General features: G+C 67.6%; 2 protein-coding genes. Both read left to right on the forward strand.

What is annotated here, in order from left to right:
- Positions 1-300 precede the first annotated feature (300 nt).
- Positions 301-9783, forward strand: a complete 9483-nt coding sequence (locus AC0ZZU_RS18390; RefSeq protein WP_476342583.1) for a non-ribosomal peptide synthetase — start codon at positions 301-303, stop codon at positions 9781-9783.
- Positions 9780-21318: amino acid adenylation domain-containing protein (locus AC0ZZU_RS18395; protein ID WP_476342584.1), on the forward strand; the 11539-nt coding region annotated here is incomplete at its 3' end. The genes AC0ZZU_RS18390 and AC0ZZU_RS18395, both read left to right, overlap by 4 nt.

Consider the following 21318-nt stretch of genomic DNA (forward strand, 5'->3'; position numbering starts at 1 on the left):
TTGGATCTGTAGGTGAAATAGGGGACAGAAGATGCCACCGATTGCGTATCGGGGTGTAGGACACTTCCGAGGTGACGGACCTGACGACTTCTACCTTCATATCCTGGAATACCAAGATAAACCGTCTCTTTCGCCGGATTGCCCAGGTGGCAGGGGGCGATCGGCGGGCATTAGGCATGGCAATTGTCCTACACGATTTTCAGCGCAGATCCTGCCTTCTGGGTTGTCCGGGTTTCAGGGGCCATACAACTCAGGGGGGTAACTGATTGAATTGGCGGATAATCACATGAGAAGGATCTTATGAAGCCGATGTCCGCCGCCGACACCTACCCGCTGACCGCTGCCCAACGTGATATCTGGCTCGATCAGATGAGCCGGGGCGAGTCGCCGCTCTACAATATCGGAGGTTACGTCGAGCTCCACGGACGTGTTGACCCGGCCTTGCTGCAGCAAGCGCTGCAACAGCTGGTGGCGGACCATGACGCCCTGCGCACCGTCTTGCTGCCAGGCGTTGGCCCTGATGGCCTGCCGCTCCAGCGCTTCGCCGCAACGATGGACGTGGCCATGCCGCTGCATGACGCCAGCCTGCAGAAAGATCCGCTGGAAGCGGCGCGCTCCCTGATGGAGGCGCAGATGCAGCAGCTCCATACCTTTGACGGCAGCCCATTGTTCCGCTTTTGCCTGGTACGCCTGGCGAACGACCGTCACTGGCTCGGCACCCAGGCCCATCACCTGATTCTCGATGGCTGGGGCTTTGGCCAGATGCTCAAGGCCTTGGGTGAAATCTATAGCGCCCTGGTGGCAGGCCAGTCGCCGCAAGCCGTCGCGTCGTCTTACATCGACTTTGTGGAGGACGATGGCCGCTATCAGGCTTCAGCCCGGCATGGGCGGGACCAGGCGTATTGGCTGGACAAGTACCAGGCCTTGCCCGAGCCACTGCTGGCGTCCCGTTACCACTACCGCCGCACCACCGACCAAGTCCCGGCGTGCAACGCGGTGCTGGCGTTTCCCCCCTCGTTGCATGAGCGCATGAAACAACTCGCCGCCCAGCACCAGGCTTCGGCATTCCATGTGTTGCTGGCGGCATTGCACGTGTATTTCAGCCGTACCGCCCAGCGCGACGACTGGGTGGTGGGCCTGCCGCTGCTCAACCGGGGCGGAGCGCGCTTCAAGTCCACGGTGGGCTTGTTCACGCAGGTCAGCGCCGTGCGTATGGATTTCGCTCCTGTCTTGGGCTTTGCCGACCTCGTGCGCGGGATACGTGATCAGCTCAAGCGCGACTTCCGGCACCAGCGCTATGCATTGAGCGAGCTCAACCGTGCCCTCGGCCGCCTGCGCGAGGAGCGTGCGCAGCTTTTCGAGGTGTCGGTGTCCTACGAGCAGGATGACCACGACTACCGCTACGGCGAGGCACTGGCGCACACGGTCAAGGTATCGAACGGGCACGAGCACACGCCGTTGGCCATTCACCTGCGCAGCAACCGATTCGATGACAAGGCGTGGCTGCACCTGGTCTGTCACCGCGCCTGGTTTGATGAGCGCGAGATCCAGGCACTGGGTGAGCATGTCCTGCACTTGCTTGAACAAGGCCTGGAAAGTCCTGGTCTCGCCGTTGCTGACTTCGACCTGCTGACGCCTGGCGAAGCTCGTCTGCTCCAGCACTGGAACGCCACCCAGGTCACCGCCACCGAACCGCAGCTGATTCACCAGCGCATCGAGCGCCAGGTACTCACCCAGCCTGGCAGCGTGGCAGCGGTGCACGAAGGCCGATCGCTGAGTTATCAAGCGCTGAACACCAGGGCCAATACGCTGGCCCATCGCCTGATCGCCCACGGCGTGCGCCCCGGTAGCCGTGTGGCGGTCGTTGCCCGCCGCGGACTCGACACCCTCGCGGCGCTCCTGGCCGTGCTGAAGGCTGGCGCTGCGTATGTTCCGATCGATCCCGCGCATCCTCGCGAGCGGCTCGAGTACCTGCTGGGCGATAGTGCACCGGTGGCTGTGCTGACCCAGGCAGACCTGGCCGGCCGCCTGCCGCCACTCGCTGTCCCGGTACTGGAGATCGACCGGCAGGTCGAAAACGCGTCACGCGGCAATCCACACGTCGCGGCATCGGCTCCGCACGACCTCGCCTACGTGATCTACACCTCCGGCTCCACCGGCCTGCCCAAAGGGGTCATGGTCGAGCACCGAACATTGGCCAACCTTGTGGACTGGCATTGCGCAACGTTCGAGCTGGGGCAGGGCAGCCATACCTCGAGCCTGGCAGGCTTTGGCTTCGACGCCATGGCGTGGGAGGTCTGGCCGGCGCTGTGTGCCGGCGCGACCCTTCACCTGGCACCCACCCAGGACGGCAACGAGGACATCGTAGCCCTGCTGCGCTGGTGGCGCGACCAGCCATTGCAGGTCAGTTTCCTCCCCACGCCGATCGCCGAATATGCGTTCGCCCAGGCGCAGCCGCACCCGACACTGCGCACCCTGCTCATCGGCGGAGACCGCCTGCGCCAGTTGCAGCGTGACCCAGGCTTTGCCGTGATCAACAACTATGGCCCAACCGAGACCACGGTGGTAGCCACCTCAGGGCAGGTACAGCCGGGCGGGGCGCTGCACATCGGCGCACCCATCGCCAATACACGCACCTACGTGCTCGACCCGAATCTGCAACCACTGCCGGTCGGCGTGACGGGCGAACTGTATATCGGCGGGGCCGGCGTCGCCCGTGGTTATCTAAATCGTCCCGAGCTCACTGCCGAACGCTTCCTGCAAGACCCATTCAGCACCGAATCCCAGGCGCGAATGTACCGCAGCGGCGACCTGGTGCGCTGGAGCCCCGACGGCACGCTCGAGTACCTGGGCCGCAACGATGACCAGGTGAAGATCCGCGGCGTGCGCATTGAACTGGGCGAAATCGAGGCGGCCGTGGCCAGCCAGCCAGGGGTGCAGGATGCGGTGGTGCTGGTGCGTGAGGAACGCCTGCTGGCCTGGTTCACCGAAAGTGCCCCAGTAGACCTCGATGAGGTCCGCCTGGCCCTGCGCGAGCGCTTGCCCGCGTACATGGTGCCGCTGGCCTTCACCCGCGTGAGCGAGCTGCCGCTGACCCGCCACGGCAAGCTTGACCGCCGTGCGCTGCCTGATCCCGACCCTGCCGCGCTGCAGGCACATGGCTTCGTGGCTCCGCAGGGTGAGGTCGAAATCGCGATGGCCCCTCACTGGGCCGAAGTGCTGGGCGTTGCACGGGTAGGGCGGCATGACAACTTCTTCGAGCTGGGCGGCCACTCGCTGCTGGCGGTCAAGCTGGTCGAGCGCTTGCGTCAGGCCGGCCTGCCGGCCGATGTTCACGTGCTGTTGCGCCAGCCCACCCTTGCTGCGCTCGCCGGCTGCGTCGACCAAGGCCGCGAGATTGCGGTGCCTGCCAGCCGTGTACCGGCCGGCTGCATGCGCATCACCCCGGACCTGCTGAGCCTCACCCGACTTGACCAGCCTGCCATCGACCAGATCGTCGCCACAGTGGCGGGCGGGGCTGCCAACGTGCAGGAGATCTACCCGCTCGCGCCCCTGCAGGAAGGCATCCTCTATCACCACCTGAGCGCGGTGCAGGGCGATCCGTATCTTCTGCAATGGCGGCTTTCCTTCGACAGCCTGGACCGTCTGCAAGCCTGGACCGCAGCGCTGCAGCAAGTGATCGACCGCCACGACATCCTGCGCACCGCGGTGGTCTGGCAAGGGCTCGACAGCCCTCAGCAGGTGGTCTGGCGCAAGGCTGACCTGGCCGTCGAGGCAGTAAGGCTCGACGGTGGCGAGGGTAGTGTGGTCGAGGAGCTTCAGCGCAGATTCGATGCGCGTCATCACCGGCTCGATCTGTCGCGCGCGCCGTTGCTGAGAATGGTGCATGCCGAAGACCCGGCCAACGGGGAGGTCGCCGCCTTGCTGCTGTTCCACCACCTGGTGCTGGACAATACCGCCATGGAGGTGGTCTGCCGCGAGATGCAGGCCGTGCTGTTCGACGCCCCTGCCGACCTGGCGCCACCCGTGCCGTACCGCAATTACGTGGCCCAGGTGACGCTGGGCAACGACCAGCCCCGTCACGAAGCCTTTTTCACCGATATGCTCAGCGATGTCGACGAACCGACCTTGCCTTGCGGCCTGCACGATGTGCACGGCGAGGGCCGCGATATACAGGAAGTACGCCGCCCGCTGGACCTCGAACTTGGCCTGCGCCTGCGCGACCAGGCGCGCCAGCTTGGGGTCAGCGCGGCTAGCCTGATGCACCTGGCCTGGGCGCGGGTGCTGGGGGTGCTGGCCAACCGCAGTGACGTGGTGTTCGGCACCGTATTGCTGGGGCGGATGCAGGGCGGCGCCGGGTCCGACCGGGCGCTGGGCGTGTTCATCAATACCTTGCCGCTGCGTGTCGACACCGCCTGCGGCGTGCGCGAGGCGCTGAAAACGGTGCATTCGCAGCTCGCGGCCCTGCTTGGCCATGAGCAGGCCTCACTGGCCCTGGCCCAGCGCTGCAGCGCGGTGCCGGCCGCCTCTCCCTTGTTCAGCGCCTTGCTCAACTACCGGCATAGCGCTGAAGTGCCGCTGCGTGACGGTGAAGGCATCTGGCAGGGCGTGCGCCTGCTGGGCGGCGATGTGCGCAGCAATTACCCGTTGACCCTGAGCATCGATGACCTGGGTGACCACTTCACGCTGCAGGTCCTGGCCGTGCCGGAAATCGGCGCGCAGCGAGTGATCGACTGGGTGCACAACAGCGTGGCCCAGCTTGTACTGGCCTTGGAGCATGCGCCTCGCCAGACACTCCTGGCCCTGCCGTTGCTGGCTCCGGCAGAGCGCCAGCGCGTGCTGGTCGATTTCAATGCCAGCACACAGGTCTACGCGCAAGGCAACACCATCCATGCCCTGGTCGAGGCCCAGGCCGCTCGCCATCCCCAGGCACCGGCGGTGGTGCAAGGCGCGCAGGTGCTGACCTATGGCCAGCTGGACCAGCGCGCCAACCGCCTTGCCCATCACCTGATCAGCCTGGGCGTGAGACCGGAAGACCGCGTCGCTCTGTGTCTCGACCGCGGGCCACGGCGCCTGGTCGGCCTGCTGGCGGTGCTCAAGGCCGGCGCCGCCTATGTGCCAGTGGACCCGGCCTATCCGGCCGACCGCATTGCCTATCTGCTGGACGACAGCGCGCCACGTGTGGTGCTGGTCGAATCCGTTACCCGCGAGCGCGTCGGCGCCATGCCCTGTCTGGACCTTGACCAGACTGCCTGCCATGCCCAGCCCGACAGCCAACCGCAGGTGCCGGGTGTTTCCGAGGCCAACCTGGCCTATGTCGTCTACACCTCCGGCTCCACCGGGCAGCCCAAGGGCGTGATGGTCGAGCACCGCACCCTGGCCAATCTCGTGCATTGGCATTGCCAGGCGTTCGAGCTGACGGCCGGCAGCCACACCGCCAGCGTCGCCGGCTTCGGTTTCGATGCCATGGCCTGGGAGGTGTGGCCCGCACTGTGTGCCGGCGCCGTGCTGCACCTGCCGCCCGCCAGCGTGGGCGGCGAGCACGTCGACGAGTTGCTCGACTGGTGGCAGGCGCAGCCGCTCGAGGTCGGTTTCCTGCCGACTCCCGTGGCCGAGCAGGCCCTCAACCGGGCGCAGCAGCACCCGACCCTCCGCACGCTGCTGGTCGGCGGCGACCGCCTGCGCCAGTTCGACCGCGACCCAGGCTTTACCGTGGTCAACAACTACGGCCCGACCGAAACCACGGTCGTGGCCACCTCTGGCTCGATGCAGGCAGAGGGGAGACTGCACATCGGCAGGCCCATCGCCAACACCCGCGTCTATGTATTGGACCCGCAGCTGCAGCCGGTGCCGGAAGGCGTGATCGGCGAGCTGTACATCGGCGGCGCCGGCGTTACCCGTGGCTACCTGAACCGTCCGCAACTCACCGCCGAACGCTTTCTCCAGGATCCCTTCGCTACCGACTCCCAGGCCCGGATGTACCGCAGCGGCGACCTGGTGCGCTGGAACCCGGACGGCACGCTCGACTACCTAGGCCGCAACGACGACCAGGTAAAAGTCCGGGGCATGCGCATCGAGCTTGGCGAGATCGAAGCGGCCCTGGCCCGTCAGCCGGGCGTGCGCCATGCCGTGGTGCTGGTGCGCGGCGAACGCTTGCTGGCCTGGTTCACGGAGACCACGCCGGTTGAACCGGACGCCTTGCGCCTGGCCCTCGGCGCGTGCCTTCCCGGCTACATGGTGCCGCTGGCCTTCGTGCGCGTGGACGCCATGCCGCTGACCAGCCATGGCAAATTGGACCGCCGCGCGCTGCCCGATCCTGATACTGCGGCGCTCAGCCGACAGGCCTACGCGCCGCCACAGGGCGAGACCGAGTGCAAGATGGCCGCGCTCTGGGCCGACGTGCTGGGCCTTGAACGGGTGGGGCGGCACGACAATTTCTTCGAACTGGGCGGACACTCGCTGCTGGCGGTAAAGCTGGTCGAGCGTCTGCGCCAAACCGGGCTGCACGCCGATGTACGGGTGCTGCTCGGCCAGCCGAGCGTGGCGGCGCTGGCGGCCTCGGTCGGTTCCGGACGCGAGGTCGAAGTCCCAGCCAACCGTGTGCCCGACGGCTGCACGCGCATCACCCCGGCGCTCCTGAGCCTGGCCAGCCTCGACCAGGCCGGCATCGACCGCATTGTCGGCACGGTGCCGGGTGGTGCGGGCAACGTGCAGGAAATCTATCCCCTGGCGCCGCTTCAGGAGGGCATCTTCTATCACCACCTGACCTCCGGAGAGGGGGACGACCCGTATCTGCTGCAACTGCGCATGTCCTTCGACAGTCCGCAGCGCATGCACACCTTTGCCGATGCCCTGCGCAAAAGTATTGCCCGTCACGATATCCTGCGCACCGCCGTGGTCTGGGACGGGCTCGACACCCCTCACCAGGTGGTCTGGCGCCATGCAGAGCTCGACGTGCGAGATACCACGGGCGACACCCGCCCGCTGCGCATGGACCTCAGCCAGGCCCCGCTGATCCGCCTGGACTACCAGCCGCACGCGGCTACGCCGGGGCTGGATGCAACGCTACTGTTCCATCACATCGCGCTCGACAACACTGCCCTCGAGGTGCTCCGCGAGGAGATACTCGGCCACCTGCAAGGCCTGCCCGAGGACCCGCGCCCAGCCGTGCCTTACCGCAACTTCGTCGCCCAGGCACGCCTGGGCATCAGCGAAGCCGAGCACGAGGCATTCTTCCGCGGGCAGCTGGGCGATATCGACGCGCCGACCCTGCCATTCGGCCTGCGTGACGTGCAAGGCGACGGCCGCGATCTCGAAGAAGCGCAGGAGACGCTGCCCGACACGCTGCTGCAGCGCCTGCGCACCCAGGCCAGGCTCCAGGGCGTGACGCTGGCCAGCCTGTTGCACCTGGCCTGGGGCCGGGTCCTGGGCGCCGCGACGGGCCAGGACCAGGTGGTATTCGGCACCGTGCTGATGGGGCGCCTGCAGGGCGGCGAGGGCGCCGACCGGGGCCTTGGCATGTTCATCAATACCCTGCCACTGCGGGTCGACCTGGGCACTGCCACGCTGGGCGCGGCGGTGCGTGAAACCCACCAAGGCCTTACCGACTTGCTTGGCCACGAGCATGCTTCCCTGGCGCTGGCCCAGCGCTGCAGCGCCGTCCCTGCGCCTTTGCCGCTGTTCAGCGCGGTACTCAACTTCAGGCACAGCGCCGGCCAGGCCCGGCAGGATGCCCGGCGCGAAGCCTGGCAGGGCCTGCAGGTGCATGCCAGCGAGAAACACACCAACTACCCTCTGAGCCTGAACGTCGATGACTTCGGCGAGGGCTTGCGCCTGACGGTCATGACCTTGCCCCAGGCGGGCGCCCGGCGCGTCTGTGGGTATGTGCGGCAAGCCCTGGCCGGGCTGGTCGAGGCGTTGGAAACCCAGCCCGGCCTGCCGCTGCGCCATTTGCCTGTCCTGACTGATGCAGAGCGCCAGCACCTGCTGGTGGACTTCAACGCCACGGCCATGCCGCACGACGCTGGACAGACATTGCACGGCCTGTTCGAGGCCCAGGCCGAGCGTCGGCCCGATGCCGTGGCGTTGCGCAGCGATGCCGGTCACTTGAGCTATCGCCAGCTCAACGCCAAGGCCAACCGCCTGGCCCATCGACTGATCGCGCTGGGGGTGCGGCCCGCTGACCGGGTGGCGATCTGCATCGAGCGCGGGCTGCCGATGGTGGTCGGCCTGCTGGCCATTCTCAAGGCGGGCGCGGCCTACGTGCCGCTCGATCCCGGCTACCCGCGCGAGCGCCTGCACTACATGCTCGAAGACAGCGCGCCGGCCGTGGTGCTGGCGCAACAGGTCGGCCGCGACCTGCTGGGCGAGGTGGCGATGCCTGTGGTCGATCCCGATGACGCCAGTCTGTCGGCGAAAGCGGGTGGCAACCCGCGGGTGGCCGGGCTGACAGCGGGGCGCCTGGCCTACGTGATCTACACCTCCGGCTCCACCGGCAAGCCAAAGGGTGTGATGGTCGAGCACCGCAATGTGGCCAACCTCGTGCACTGGTCCGCGCGGCTATGCCCGAACGCCGCCGACGGCGCGCTCCTGCACAAGACGCCGATCAGCTTCGATGCCTCGGTCTGGGAACTGTTCTGGCCTTTGTGCACCGGCGTGCCACTGGTACTGGCCCGCGTCGAGGGTCAGCGCGACCCTGGCTACGTGGCCGAGGTGATTCGTGTACAGCAGGTCAGCGTGGTGCAGTTCGTGCCAGCCTTGCTCGAGCAGTTCCTTGAGCATCCGCACAGCCGTCTATGCCACAGTTTGAGCGATATCCTCTGTGGCGGCGGTGAACTCACCACCGAGCTGGCTGCCAAGGTACGCGAATGCCTCCCGCAGGTGCGCCTGCACAACGTCTACGGCCCGACCGAAACGACCGTCGATTGCAGTGTCTGGACCCTGGAGCCCGGCGCTCCGGTACCTGCCACGACGCTGCCGATCGGCCGCCCGATCGACAATACCCGCCTGTATGTACTCGACGCCCATGACCAGCCGGTGCCCCAGGGTGTCGCCGGGCAACTGCACATTGGCGGCGCCGGGGTGACCCGCGGGTACCTGGGCCTGCCGGAGTTGCAGGCCGAGCGCTTCATCGACAGTCCCTTTGCCGCGCAAGACCGCCTGTACCGCAGCGGCGACCTGGTGCGGATGGGCACGGACGGCCAGCTGCACTTCCTCGGCCGCACCGACGATCAGGTCAAGCTCAACGGGCTGCGCATCGAGCCGGGGGAAGTCGAGGCCTGCCTGCGCACGCTCCCGGGCATCGACCAGGCGCTGGTGCTGGTGCGCGATGTGCCACCGGGCGGCAAGCGCTTGGTGGCCTACTACACCGGGACGGCCCTGGCCGTGGAGGTTCTGCGCGAGGCGCTGCTGGCCAGGCTGCCGGACTACATGGTGCCGGCGCTGTATGCGCACCTTGACGCATTGCCCCTGAGCCCCAACGGCAAGCTGGATCGCCAGGCCCTGCCGCTGCCCGGCGCCGAGGCGCTGCTGGAGCGTGCCTACGAGGCGCCCGAGGGTCACACCGAGATCCTGCTGGCCCGTCTCTGGGCCGATCTGCTCGGGGTCGAGCGGGTAGGGCGGCATGACAATTTCTTCGAACTGGGCGGCCACTCGCTGCTGGCCGTAAGCCTCACCGCACGCCTGCGCCAGGAAGGCCTGGAGGCCGATGTGCGGGCGCTGTTCGAACAACCGACTTTGGCTGGCTACGCCGCCATCACAGACAGAATGGAGATCGTCCTGTGAGCATTCATGAACTTCTGGCCACACTCAAGCACCACGACATCGAGCTGGTACTCAAGGACGGGCAGCTGGTGGTGCAGGGCAATCGCCAGGCCCTGAGCGACAAGTCCCTGGTGGCGCGCCTGCGCGAACACAAGCCGGCGCTGATCGAGCTGATCGAGCAAGGCCAGTACAGCAGCGGCAAACGCCCCGCCTTCGAAGTGCCCGCCAATGGCATCGCGCAGGACTGCACGCGCATCACTCCCGGGATGATCACCCTGGCAGAGCTGGACCACGCGGCTATCGACGCGCTGGTGGAGCAGGTGCCTGGGGGCGCGTCCAATGTTCAGGACATCTACCCGTTGGCGCCCTTGCAGCAGGGCATTCTGTTCCACCATGCCAGCGCCACCGGCGATGACCCCTACGTGATGCGCGTGGAGTTCGCCTTCGCCGACCGGGCCCGGCTGGACGCCTTCGCCAACGCCCTGCGCAAGGTCATCGCGCGGCATGACATCCTGCGCACCTCGGTGCACTGGCAGGGGCTGCAGACGCCAGTGCAGGTCGTGTGGCGCCAGGCCGAGCTGCGTGTCGACATGTGCACCGGCGAGCCCGATACGCGCATGGACCTTGGCCAGGCACCGCTGATTCGCCTGGCCTGTCACGCCTCGACAGAGGCTGGACGCGTGATAGCCACGTTACTGTTCCACCACATCGCCATGGATCACAGCGCTCTGGAAGTGGTGCGCCACGAGATCCAGGCCTGTCTGGCCGGCGAGGGTGGACAACTGGGCGCCGCGGTGCCGTTTCGCAACTATGTGGGGCAGGCATGCCTGGGTGTCAGCGAGCAAGAGCACGAGGCGTTTTTCAGCGACATGCTTGGCGACCTGGATACCCCGTCGCTGGCCTACGGGCTGCAAGACCTGGACGGTGACGGCTCCGAGATCGCGGAGCACACCGCAGCGCTGGACCCGGCACTGAGCCTGCGCCTGCGTGCTCAAGCGAGGGTGCTGGGGGTGAGCGTCGCCAGCCTGTTCCACGTGGGTTGGGCGCAGGTGCTGGCTAGCCTGGCCGGCGGCGATCGCGTGGTGTTCGGCACCGTGCTGATGGGGCGCCTGATGGGCGCAGAAGCCACCGAGCGGGCGCTGGGCATCTTCATCAACACCTTGCCCCTGCGCCTGGACCTGGCCGGCCAGACGGTGCTGGCCGCCGTGCAGCTGACCCACCAGCGCCTGACTGCGCTGATGCGCCACGAACATGCGCCACTGGCCCTGGCCCAGCGTTGCAGCGGCGTGACGGCACCGACACCGCTGTTCAACAGCCTGCTCAATTATCGCCACAGCGCTTCGGCGCCCACCGGCGGTGAAACCTGGCAAGGCATCGAGATACTGCACGCCGAAGAACGCAGCAACTATCCGCTGGTGCTCAGCGTCGACGACCTCGGCCAGGGCTTCAGCCTGACCGCGCAGGCGGTGGGCATCGACGCAGCGCGCGTATGCGGCTATCTGCAGCGCGCCGTGGAACAGCTGGTGGAGTCGCTGGAGCAGGCGCCCCAGCGTCTCGTCGCCCAGGTCGGCGTCCTGCCGTCGGCAGAGCAGCGCGAACTGCTTCAAGCCTTCAACCCGCAGCCCACCGCGTACAAGACCGAACTGACTCTCCACCAGCGCATCGAGCAGCAGGCCGCGGAGCGTTCCGAGGCTATGGCGGTCCAGGCCGGGGATGCGTCCTTGAGCTATGGCGAACTCAACCAGCGGGCCAATGCCCTGGCGCACCACCTGCTCAGCCTGGGCGTGCGCCCGGATGACCGCGTGGCGGTGCTGGCACGCCGCGGGCTCGATACCCTGGTCGGCCTGCTCGCCGTGCTCAAGGCTGGCGCCGGCTACGTCCCGATCGACCCCGCGCACCCGGACGAGCGTCTGCGCTACCTGCTGGAAGACAGCGCTCCGGTCGCGGTATTGACCCTGGAGGCGCTGCGCGAGCGCCTGCCATCGTTGAAAGTGCCGGTGGTCGAACTGGACCGTCAGGACTGGCCTGACAATCCGCACAACCCGGCGGTCTACAGTCCGGACCAGCTGGCGTACGTGATCTACACCTCGGGCTCCACCGGCCTGCCGAAGGGCGTGATGGTCGAACACCGTACCCTCAACAATCTGGTGGACTGGCATTGCCAGGCCTTCGACCTGCACGCCGGCAGCCACACCGCAAGCGTCGCGGGCTTTGGCTTCGATGCCATGGCCTGGGAAGTCTGGCCCGCGCTGTGCGCGGGGGCGGTCTTGCACCTGCCGCCCGAGCACATCGGCAACGAGCAGCTCGATGCGTTGCTCGACTGGTGGCTGGCCCAGCCGCTGCAGGTCGCCTTCTTGCCCACCCCCGTGGCCGAATATGCCTTCAGCCGCGACCTGCGCCACCCGACCTTGCGCACCCTGCTGATCGGCGGTGACCGCCTGCGCCAGTTCCATCGGGATCCGGGCTTTGCCGTGGTCAACAACTACGGCCCGACCGAAGCTACCGTCGTGGCGACCTCGGGCCAGCTGCGGCCGGGCGGCGCCCTGGACATCGGCAAGCCGGTCGCCAACACCCGCGTCTACCTGCTCGATGAGCAACGGCAACTGGTGCCCCTGGGCGTCACCGGCGAGCTGTACGTCGCCGGTGCCGGCGTCGCCCGGGGCTACCTCAACCGGCCCGAGCTCACCGCCGAGCGCTTCCTCGACGATCCGTTCACCCCGGGCGAGCGCATGTACCGCACCGGCGACCTGGCGCGCTGGAATGCCGACGGCACCCTGGAGTACCTGGGCCGCAATGACGACCAGGTGAAAATCCGTGGCATGCGTATCGAACTGGGCGAGATCGAAAGCCAGCTCGGCCAGTTGCCGGGCATCAACGACGCCGTGGTCGTGGCCCGGGAAGACGAGCCAGGCCAGGCACGCCTGGTCGCCTATTTCACGCCCAAGCCCGGGGACGCGATCCTCACCGTGGCCGACCTGCGCAGCCAACTGCAGACGCGGTTGCCTGAATACATGATCCCGATGGCCTTCGTACAGCTGCCATCCCTGCCGCTGACTGCCAACGGCAAGCTCGACCGCAAGGCACTGCCACGGCCAGAAGGCGCGGCACTGTTCAGCCGGGAATACGCCGCCCCCCAAGGCGCGCTGGAAACCGCACTGGCCCAGCTGTGGGCCGATGTACTGCAGGTCGAACGGGTAGGGCGGCATGACAACTTCTTCGAACTGGGCGGGCATTCCCTGCTGGCCATGCGCATGGTCGCGCAAGTGCGCCTGCTGCTGGGCCTCGAGCTGCCCTTGAGCGAGCTGTTCGCCCACGCTGAACTCGCTGCAGTGGCCCAGCACCTGGGCGAGGCAAGAGGCACTGGCATGCCGGCGATCGTGCCGGTGCCCCGCGGCGACGGCACGCCAATGTCGTTCGGCCAGCAGCGCCTGTGGTTCCTGGCGCAGATGGACGGCGGCAACCAGGCCTACAACATTCCCCTGGCCCTGCGCTTGCGTGGACGGCTTGACGTGGACGCCCTGCGCCGGGCTCTGCTGTGCATCATCGAGCGCCACGAAACCTTGCGCAGCCGCTTTGTCGCGCTTGATGACAGTGCGCAACTGCTGTTCGCCGCGCCGGACCCGGCAGCGCTGCTGCCGCTGGTAGAACTGCGCGGGAAGCCCGAGGACCTTGCGGCTCACCTGCGCGAAGAGGCCAATGCCCCATTCGATCTGGCCCGGGATTCGCTGGTCCGTGGCCGGCTGCTGCGGCTGGACGATGACCAGCACGTGCTGTTGCTGACCCTGCACCACATCATTGCCGATGGCTGGTCCATGGGCGTGCTCACCCGCGAAGTGCAGGCGCTTTACCAGGCGTTCAGTCAGGCGCAGGACAACCCTCTGCCCGAGCTGGCACTGCAATATGGCGACTATGCCGTGTGGCAGCGCGAATGGTTGCGCGGTGAAGTGCTGCGTGAGCAAAGCAGCTATTGGCAGCAGGCACTGACCGGCGCCCCTGCGCTGCTGACCCTGCCCACCGACCGCCCGCGTCCCGCAGAGCAGGACTACAGCGGCGCCAGCGTCGAGCTGCGCCTCGACCCACGCTTGTGCGCTGAGCTTCGTGAGCTGTCCCAGCGACACGGTGTGACCCTGTACATGACCTGCCTGTCGGCCTGGGCCATGCTGCTGGCACGCCTGGCCGGTCAGCCCGAAGTGGTGATCGGCTCGCCGGTGGCCAACCGCCGCAACGCCGAGATCGAGGGGCTGGTCGGGTTGTTCGTCAACACCCTGGCCCTGCGCATCGACACCTCCGGCGAGCTGGGCACCGCCGCGCTACTGGCCCGGGTCAAGGCCCAGGTGCTGGCGGCGCAGGAGCATCAGGACCTGCCCTTCGAGCAGGTGGTGGATGTGCTGCGTCCGCCGCGCAGCCTGGCGCACAGCCCCGTCTTCCAGGCGTCGCTGACCTGGATCAGCGACGACGGTCAATCGCTGACCCTTGGCGATCTGCAGGTGGAGCCGATCGCGGCCCCGCTCCCATTCGCCAAGTTCGACCTGACCCTGAGCCTGGCGTCAGGTCCCGACGGCATCAACGGCGCGCTGGAGTACGCCACTGCACTGTTCGACGAGGTTACCGTGCAGCGCTATGCAGGCTATCTGGAGCAGTTGCTCTGGGCCATGGTGTCGAATGATGAGGGGGCGCTCGAGCATGTGCCGCTGCCGCAGGCCGCCGAACGCCGCCGCCTGCTGCTCGGGTTCAACGCCACGGCGGTCGACTACGACCTTGAGCAAAGCCTGCACGGGCTGTTCGAAGCCCAGGTCGAGCGCACGCCCCAGGCGATTGCCGTGGAGGCCGAAGACGGCCCTCTGAGTTACGCACAGCTCAACGCCCAGGCCAACCGCCTAGCCCATCACTTGATCGGCCTCGGCGTGCGTCCTGACGACCGCGTGGCGATCTGCGTGGAGCGCGGGGCGGCCATGGTCGTCGGCCTGCTGGCCATTCTCAAGGCCGGCGGTGCCTACGTGCCATTGGACCCAGCCTACCCGCTGGACCGCATCCGCTACATGCTCGAAGACAGCGCCCCCGTTGCCGTGCTGGTCCAGCCTGAGACCGCCGCGCTGCTGGGCGAAGTGCAGGTGCCGCGGGTTGACCTGCACGCGCAGCGACTGGGCGGGTATGCCAGCGACAATCCCCTGGTCGCCGGCCTGACCCCGCGTCATCTGTGCTACGTGATCTATACCTCCGGTTCGACCGGCCAGCCCAAGGGCGTGATGAACGAGCACCGCGGTGTTGTCAATCGCTTGCTGTGGATGCAGGACGCCTACCGCCTGGGCGCGCATGACGCGGTGCTGCAGAAGACTCCGTTCAGCTTCGACGTGTCGGTGTGGGAATTCTTCTGGCCGCTGCAGACCGGTGCGCGGCTGGTCATGGCGCGGCCCGGCGGGCACAAGGACCCGGATTACCTGCGTGAAGTGATCCGTGACGCGGGCATCACCACCTTGCACTTCGTGCCCTCGATGCTCGATGTGTTCCTGGCCCACGGCGATGCCTCGGCCTGCACCGGCATCGCCCGCGTGCTGTGCAGCGGTGAGGCACTGCCCGGAAGCCTGGTGCGCCGCTTCAAGGCGCAGCTGCCGACCGTGGAGCTGCACAATCTCTACGGCCCGACCGAGGCCGCGGTCGACGTGACCGCATGGCATTGCGCCGAGCCCCTGGACCAGACTCCCGACAACACGCCCATCGGCAAGCCGATCGCCAATACCCGGATGTATGTGCTCGATCCCCAGGGCGAGCCGGTGCCCCGGGGCGTAGTGGGTGAGTTGTACATCGGCGGCGTGCAGGTGGCGCGCGGCTACCTCAACCGCGCCGCGCTCAGCGCCGAGCGCTTCATCGAAGACCCGTTCAGCCCGCAGCCCGAGGCCCGCCTGTACCGTACCGGGGACGTGGCCCGGCACCTGGCCGACGGCACGCTCGAATACCTGGGACGCAACGACGACCAGGTGAAAATTCGCGGCCTGCGCATCGAGCTGGGCGAGATCCAGGCATGCCTGACCCGCCAGCCGGGCGTCGGCGAAGCGGCGGTACTGGCCCGTGAAGACCGGCCCGGCGACAAGCGCCTGGTGGCCTACTACACCGGCGTGACCACGTTGGAAGTAGAGGCGCTGCGCCAGGCGCTGCTCTTCGAGTTGCCGGAATTCATGGTCCCGGGCCTGTTCGTGCACCTCCAGGCCCTGCCACTGAGCCCCAACGGCAAGCTGGACCGCAAGGCGCTCCCTGCGCCGGGTGCCGATGCCATGCTGTCACGCCCGTACGAGGCGCCACTGGGAGACACCGAGATCGCCCTGGCCGAGCTCTGGCAAGTGCTGCTGGGTGTCGAGCGGGTGGGACGGCATGACAACTTCTTCGAGATGGGCGGGCATTCACTGCTGGCCGTGACCCTGGTCGCGCGGATGCGGCGCCTGGGCCTTGCGGCCGATATCCGCGTGTTGTTCAACCAGCCGACCCTGGCTGCCCTGGCCAGTGCGACAGGCGCGGATACCCAGGTCGAAGTGCCCGCCAACCGCATTGGCGCCGGCTGCACGCACATCACTCCGGACCAGTTGCCACTGCTCGCGCTCGACCAGCCACAGATCGAGCGCATCGTCGCCAGCGTGCCGGGCGGTGTAGCCAACGTGCAGGACATCTATCCCCTGGCACCCCTGCAGACCGGCATTCTCTACCATCACCTGACGGCGACCGACGGCGACCCCTACCTGCTCAAGGCGCGCTTCGCCTTCGCTGATCAACGCCGCCTGGCGCTGTTCAGCCAGGCCCTGCAGCGCGTCATCGAGCGCAATGACATCCTGCGCACCGCATTGGTCTGGGAGGGCCTGGCCGCACCAGTGCAGCTTGTCCTGCGCGAGGCGCCGCTGTCGGTGCTGGAATGCTCGGTCGACTCATGCGATGTCCTCGACGGCCTGCTCGAGCAAACCCACAGTGCCCGCCTGGACCTCACCCGCCCGCCGCTGATTCGCCTGCTGCACGCCAGCGATCCGCGCAACGAGCGCGTAGTCGCGGTACTGCTGTTCCATCACCTGGTCATGGACCATGTCGCCCTCGACGCCCTGCGCCACGAGATGCAGGCCGTGCTGCTTGGCCAGGAGCAGCAGCTGGCAGCGCCGGTGCCGTATCGCAACTACGTCGCCCAGACCTTGCAAGGGCTGGGCGGCGACGCCCATGAAGCCTATTTCAAGGCCCGGCTCGGCGACATCCATGAGCCGACGCTTGCCTATGGCAAACATCCACTGGCCGAGGCGCAGCTACCCACCGAGGCCAAGCGTCGGGTCGACGCAGACCTCGCCCGGCAGGTCCGCCAGCAGGCGCGGCAACTGGGGGTCAGCGCCGCCAGCGTGATGCACCTGGCCTGGGCCCAGGTGCTGGGGCAATTGTCGGGCCGGGACAGTGTGGTGTTCGGCACCGTGCTGCTGGGTCGTCTGCAGGGCGGCGAAGGCATGGAACGCGCCCTTGGCGTGTTCATCAATACCTTGCCGCTGCGCCTGGACCTGGCCGGACTGTCACCACGCGACGCCGTGCTCGATACCCACCGCCGGCTCAGCGAGCTGCTGGTTCACGAGCATGCCCAGCTCGTCCTGGCCCAGCGCTGCAGCGCATTGCCAGCAGGCGCGCCGCTGTTCGGGACGCTGTTCAACTACCGCCATGGCAGCTCGGCGCAGACAGCCGACACGGTTGCCGGGCAAGCGTGGCAGGGCATCGAGCTGCTCGATGCCGAGGAGCGCACCAACTACCCGCTGACCCTGAGCGTCGACGACCTGGGCGATGCCTTCGACCTGACGGCGCTGGCCGCCCCCGGCATCGACCCGCAGCGCATCTGCGCCTACCTGCACCAGGCCATCGAACACCTGGTGGATGCCTTGCAGACGGCCGATGAGCTGCCGCTGCAGCCGCGCAGCCTGCTGCCCGCGCCAGAGCGCGAGCGCCTTCTGGTGGCGTTCAACGACACCCTCCGTGACTATCCGCGCGATCAACCTGTGCATCGGCTGTTCGAGCGTCAGGTCGCCCAGGATCCATCGGCCCTGGCCGCCGTGCAGGACGGTCTAGCCATGACCTATGGCGAGCTCAACACCTGCGCCAACCGGCTGGCCCATTGGCTCATGGCCGAAGGCATCGAGCCTGGCGCTGCAGTGGCGCTGTTGCTGCCCCGTTCCCTGGAGCTGCTGACCGCCCAGCTCGCCATCGCCAAGTGCGGCGCGGCCTACGTGCCGCTGGACAGCAATGCTCCCACCGAGCGCCAGGCCTTCATGCTTATCGATTGCCAGGCCGTGGCCGTGCTCACCCTGCACGGCACGCAGGTTGATGCACCGGTTCGCCGCATTGACCTTGACGGACTGGACCTCGACGACCAGCCGGCCCATGACCCGGACCTTGCCCAGGGTGCTGACACGGTGGCCTACGTCATGTACACCTCCGGCTCGACCGGGGCGCCGAAAGGCGTGCGCGTGCCTCACCGGGGCATCGCACGGCTGGTGCTGAACAACGGGTATGCCGGATTCGACTCCCGGGACCGCTTCGGCTTTGCCTCCAACCCGGCCTTTGATGCCAGTACCCTGGAGGTCTGGGGCGCCTTGCTCAATGGCGGCCAGGTGCGAGTGATCGATCACCTGACCCTGGTGGACCCCGCGCGTTATGCCAAGGCACTGCAGGAAGAGGGCATCAGCGTGCTGTTCCTGACCAGCGCGCTGTTCAATCACTACGTGCAAGTGATTCCCCAGGCGTTCGCGGGCCTGCGCGTGCTCTTCACGGGTGGCGAGCGGGCGGACCCGGCGGCGTTCCGGGCGATGCGCGCCGCTGCTCCTGCGGTGCGCCTGATGAACGTCTACGGGCCTACCGAGACCACCACCTTTGCCACTGCGTGCGAGGTCGTGGCGCTGGACGGGCAGGCCCAGGACGTGCCGATCGGCCGGCCCATCGGCAATACCCGCGTCTATGTGCTCGACGCCCATCAGCGCCTGCTGCCCCAAGGGGTGGTCGGCGAGCTGTACATTGGCGGTGACGGCGTCGCCATGGGCTACCTGAACCGGCCGGAACTGACCGCCGAGCGCTTCCTCGCCGACCCCTTCAGCGAGGCGCCGGGAGCGGTCATGTACCGTACGGGCGATCTGGTCCGCTGGCTTGAAGACGGACAACTGGAATGCCTGGGACGCAACGACGACCAGGTGAAGATTCGGGGTTTCCGCATCGAGCTTGGCGAGATCGTCGCCTGCCTGCACGGCTTGCCGGGCATCGGCGAAGCGGTGGTGCTGGCCCGGGACGATGCACCTGGCCGCACCGGCCTGGTGGCCTATGTGACCAGGCAGGCGGGGCTCGCGGCGCCGAGCGGGGAGCAGATCCGCAGCCATCTCCAGGCACACCTGCCCGAATACATGGTCCCGGCAGCCTATGTCGAACTCGCGGCGCTGCCGCTGACCGCCAATGGCAAGCTCGATCGGAGTGCGCTGCCCAGCCCCGAGCGCCTGGCGCTGTCCGAGCGTGAGTTCGAGGCGCCGAAGGGCGAACTGGAAATCACCCTCGCGCAGATCTGGGCCGACGTACTGGATGTCGAGCGGGTTGGCCGGCATGACCGTTTCTTCGACCTGGGCGGGCATTCGCTGCTGGCCATGCGCATGGTCTCGCAGGTGCGGGAGCAGATGGGCGTGGAGCTGCCGCTGGGCGAACTGTTCGCCCTGGGCGAGCTGGCCGCCGTGGCCGCTGCGCTGGCGCATGCCGGGCGTAGCGATCTGCCGGGCATCGTGCCCACTTCCCGGGAACAGTCGGTGCCGTTGTCCTTCGCCCAGCAGCGCCTGTGGTTCCTGGCGCAGATTGACGGGGGCAACCAGGCCTACAACATGGCGCTGGCACTGGGTCTGCGCGGCAGCCTGGACGTACAGGCATTGCAAGGGGCCCTGGCGCGCATCGTCGAGCGCCACGAGACTCTGCGCAGCCGCTTTGTCAAGGCGGGCGAGGGTGCCGAGGTGGTGATCGCACCCGTCTGCCCAGCGCCCTTGCTGCAGCGTGAAGACCTGCGCCAGGAACCCGCTGAACTGAACGGCCGCCTGCGCGACGCCGCTGCCCGCCCGTTCGATCTCGCCCAGGGCGCGCTGCTGCGCGGTGCCTTGCTGCAACTGGGCGATGACTATCATGTGCTGACGCTGACGCTGCATCACATCGTCGCCGATGGCTGGTCGATGGGTGTGCTGACCCGCGAGCTGATGGGCTTGTACCCGGCGCTGCGGCTGGGCCTGGCTGATCCACTGCCGGTGCTGCCGATCCAGTATGCCGACTATGCCCTCTGGCAGCGCCGCTGGCTGGACGGCGAGCGCCTGCAACACCAGGCCGCCTACTGGCGCCAGGCGCTGGAGGGGGCCCCCGGGATGCTCACGCTGCCCAGCGACCGGCCGCGCCCTGCGCAACAGGACTTCACCGGCGCGAGCCTGGCGATCCGCTTCGATGAGCGCTTGAGTACCGGTCTGCGGACCCTGGCCCAGCGCCACGGGGTGACGCTGTACATGACGCTGCTGAGCGCCTGGGCCGCCTTGCTGGCTCGCTTGTCCGGGCAGGCCGAGGTGGTCATCGGTTGTCCAGTGGCCGGCCGCGGCCGTACCGAGCTGGAGAACCTCATCGGCCTGTTCGTCAACACCCTGGCAGTGCGCGTCGATACCGCTGGCCCGCAGGGCGGGGCGGCGTTGCTTGCCCAGGTCAAGGCGAGACTGCTGGAGGCCCAGGAGCACCAGGACCTGCCGTTCGAGCAGGTGGTCGAGATCGTTCGCCCGGCGCGCAGCCTGGCCTACGCACCGCTGTTCCAGACCACCCTGAACTGGCTTCCTGGAGACGCCCCGGTCAGTCAGCTGGAAGAGCTGAAACTGGAGCTGATCGAGCAGTCCACCCAGGTGGCCAAGTTCGACCTGTCACTCAACCTCGGCGAGCAGGGTCAGGCGCTGATCGGCAACCTGGAATATGCCACCGCGCTGTTCGACGAGCCGACGGTGCGCCGCTATGCCGAGTACTTCGAGCAGATGCTGCAGGCGCTGGTGGATGACGAGCAGGTGCTACTGCAACAGGTGCCACTGGTGCGCGCCAAGGAGCGCCGACAGCTGCTGGAAGGGTTCAATCCCCAGCCCATCGCGTACAAGGCCGGACTGACCCTGCACCAGCGCATCGAGCAGCAGGCCGCGGAGCGTTCCGAGGCTATGGCGGTCCAGGCCGGGGATGCGTCCTTGAGCTATGGCGAACTCAACCAGCGGGCCAATGCCCTGGCGCACCACCTGCTCAGCCTGGGCGTGCGCCCGGATGACCGCGTGGCGGTGCTGGCACGCCGCGGGCTCGATACCCTGGTCGGCCTGCTCGCCGTGCTCAAGGCTGGCGCCGGCTACGTCCCGATCGACCCCGCGCACCCGGACGAGCGTCTGCGCTACCTGCTGGAAGACAGCGCTCCGGTCGCGGTATTGACCCTGGAGGCGCTGCGCGAGCGCCTGCCATCGTTGAAAGTGCCGGTGGTCGAACTGGACCGTCAGGACTGGCCTGACAATCCGCACAACCCGGCGGTCT

Source organism: Pseudomonas sp. JE3303 (genome assembly GCF_056312565.1).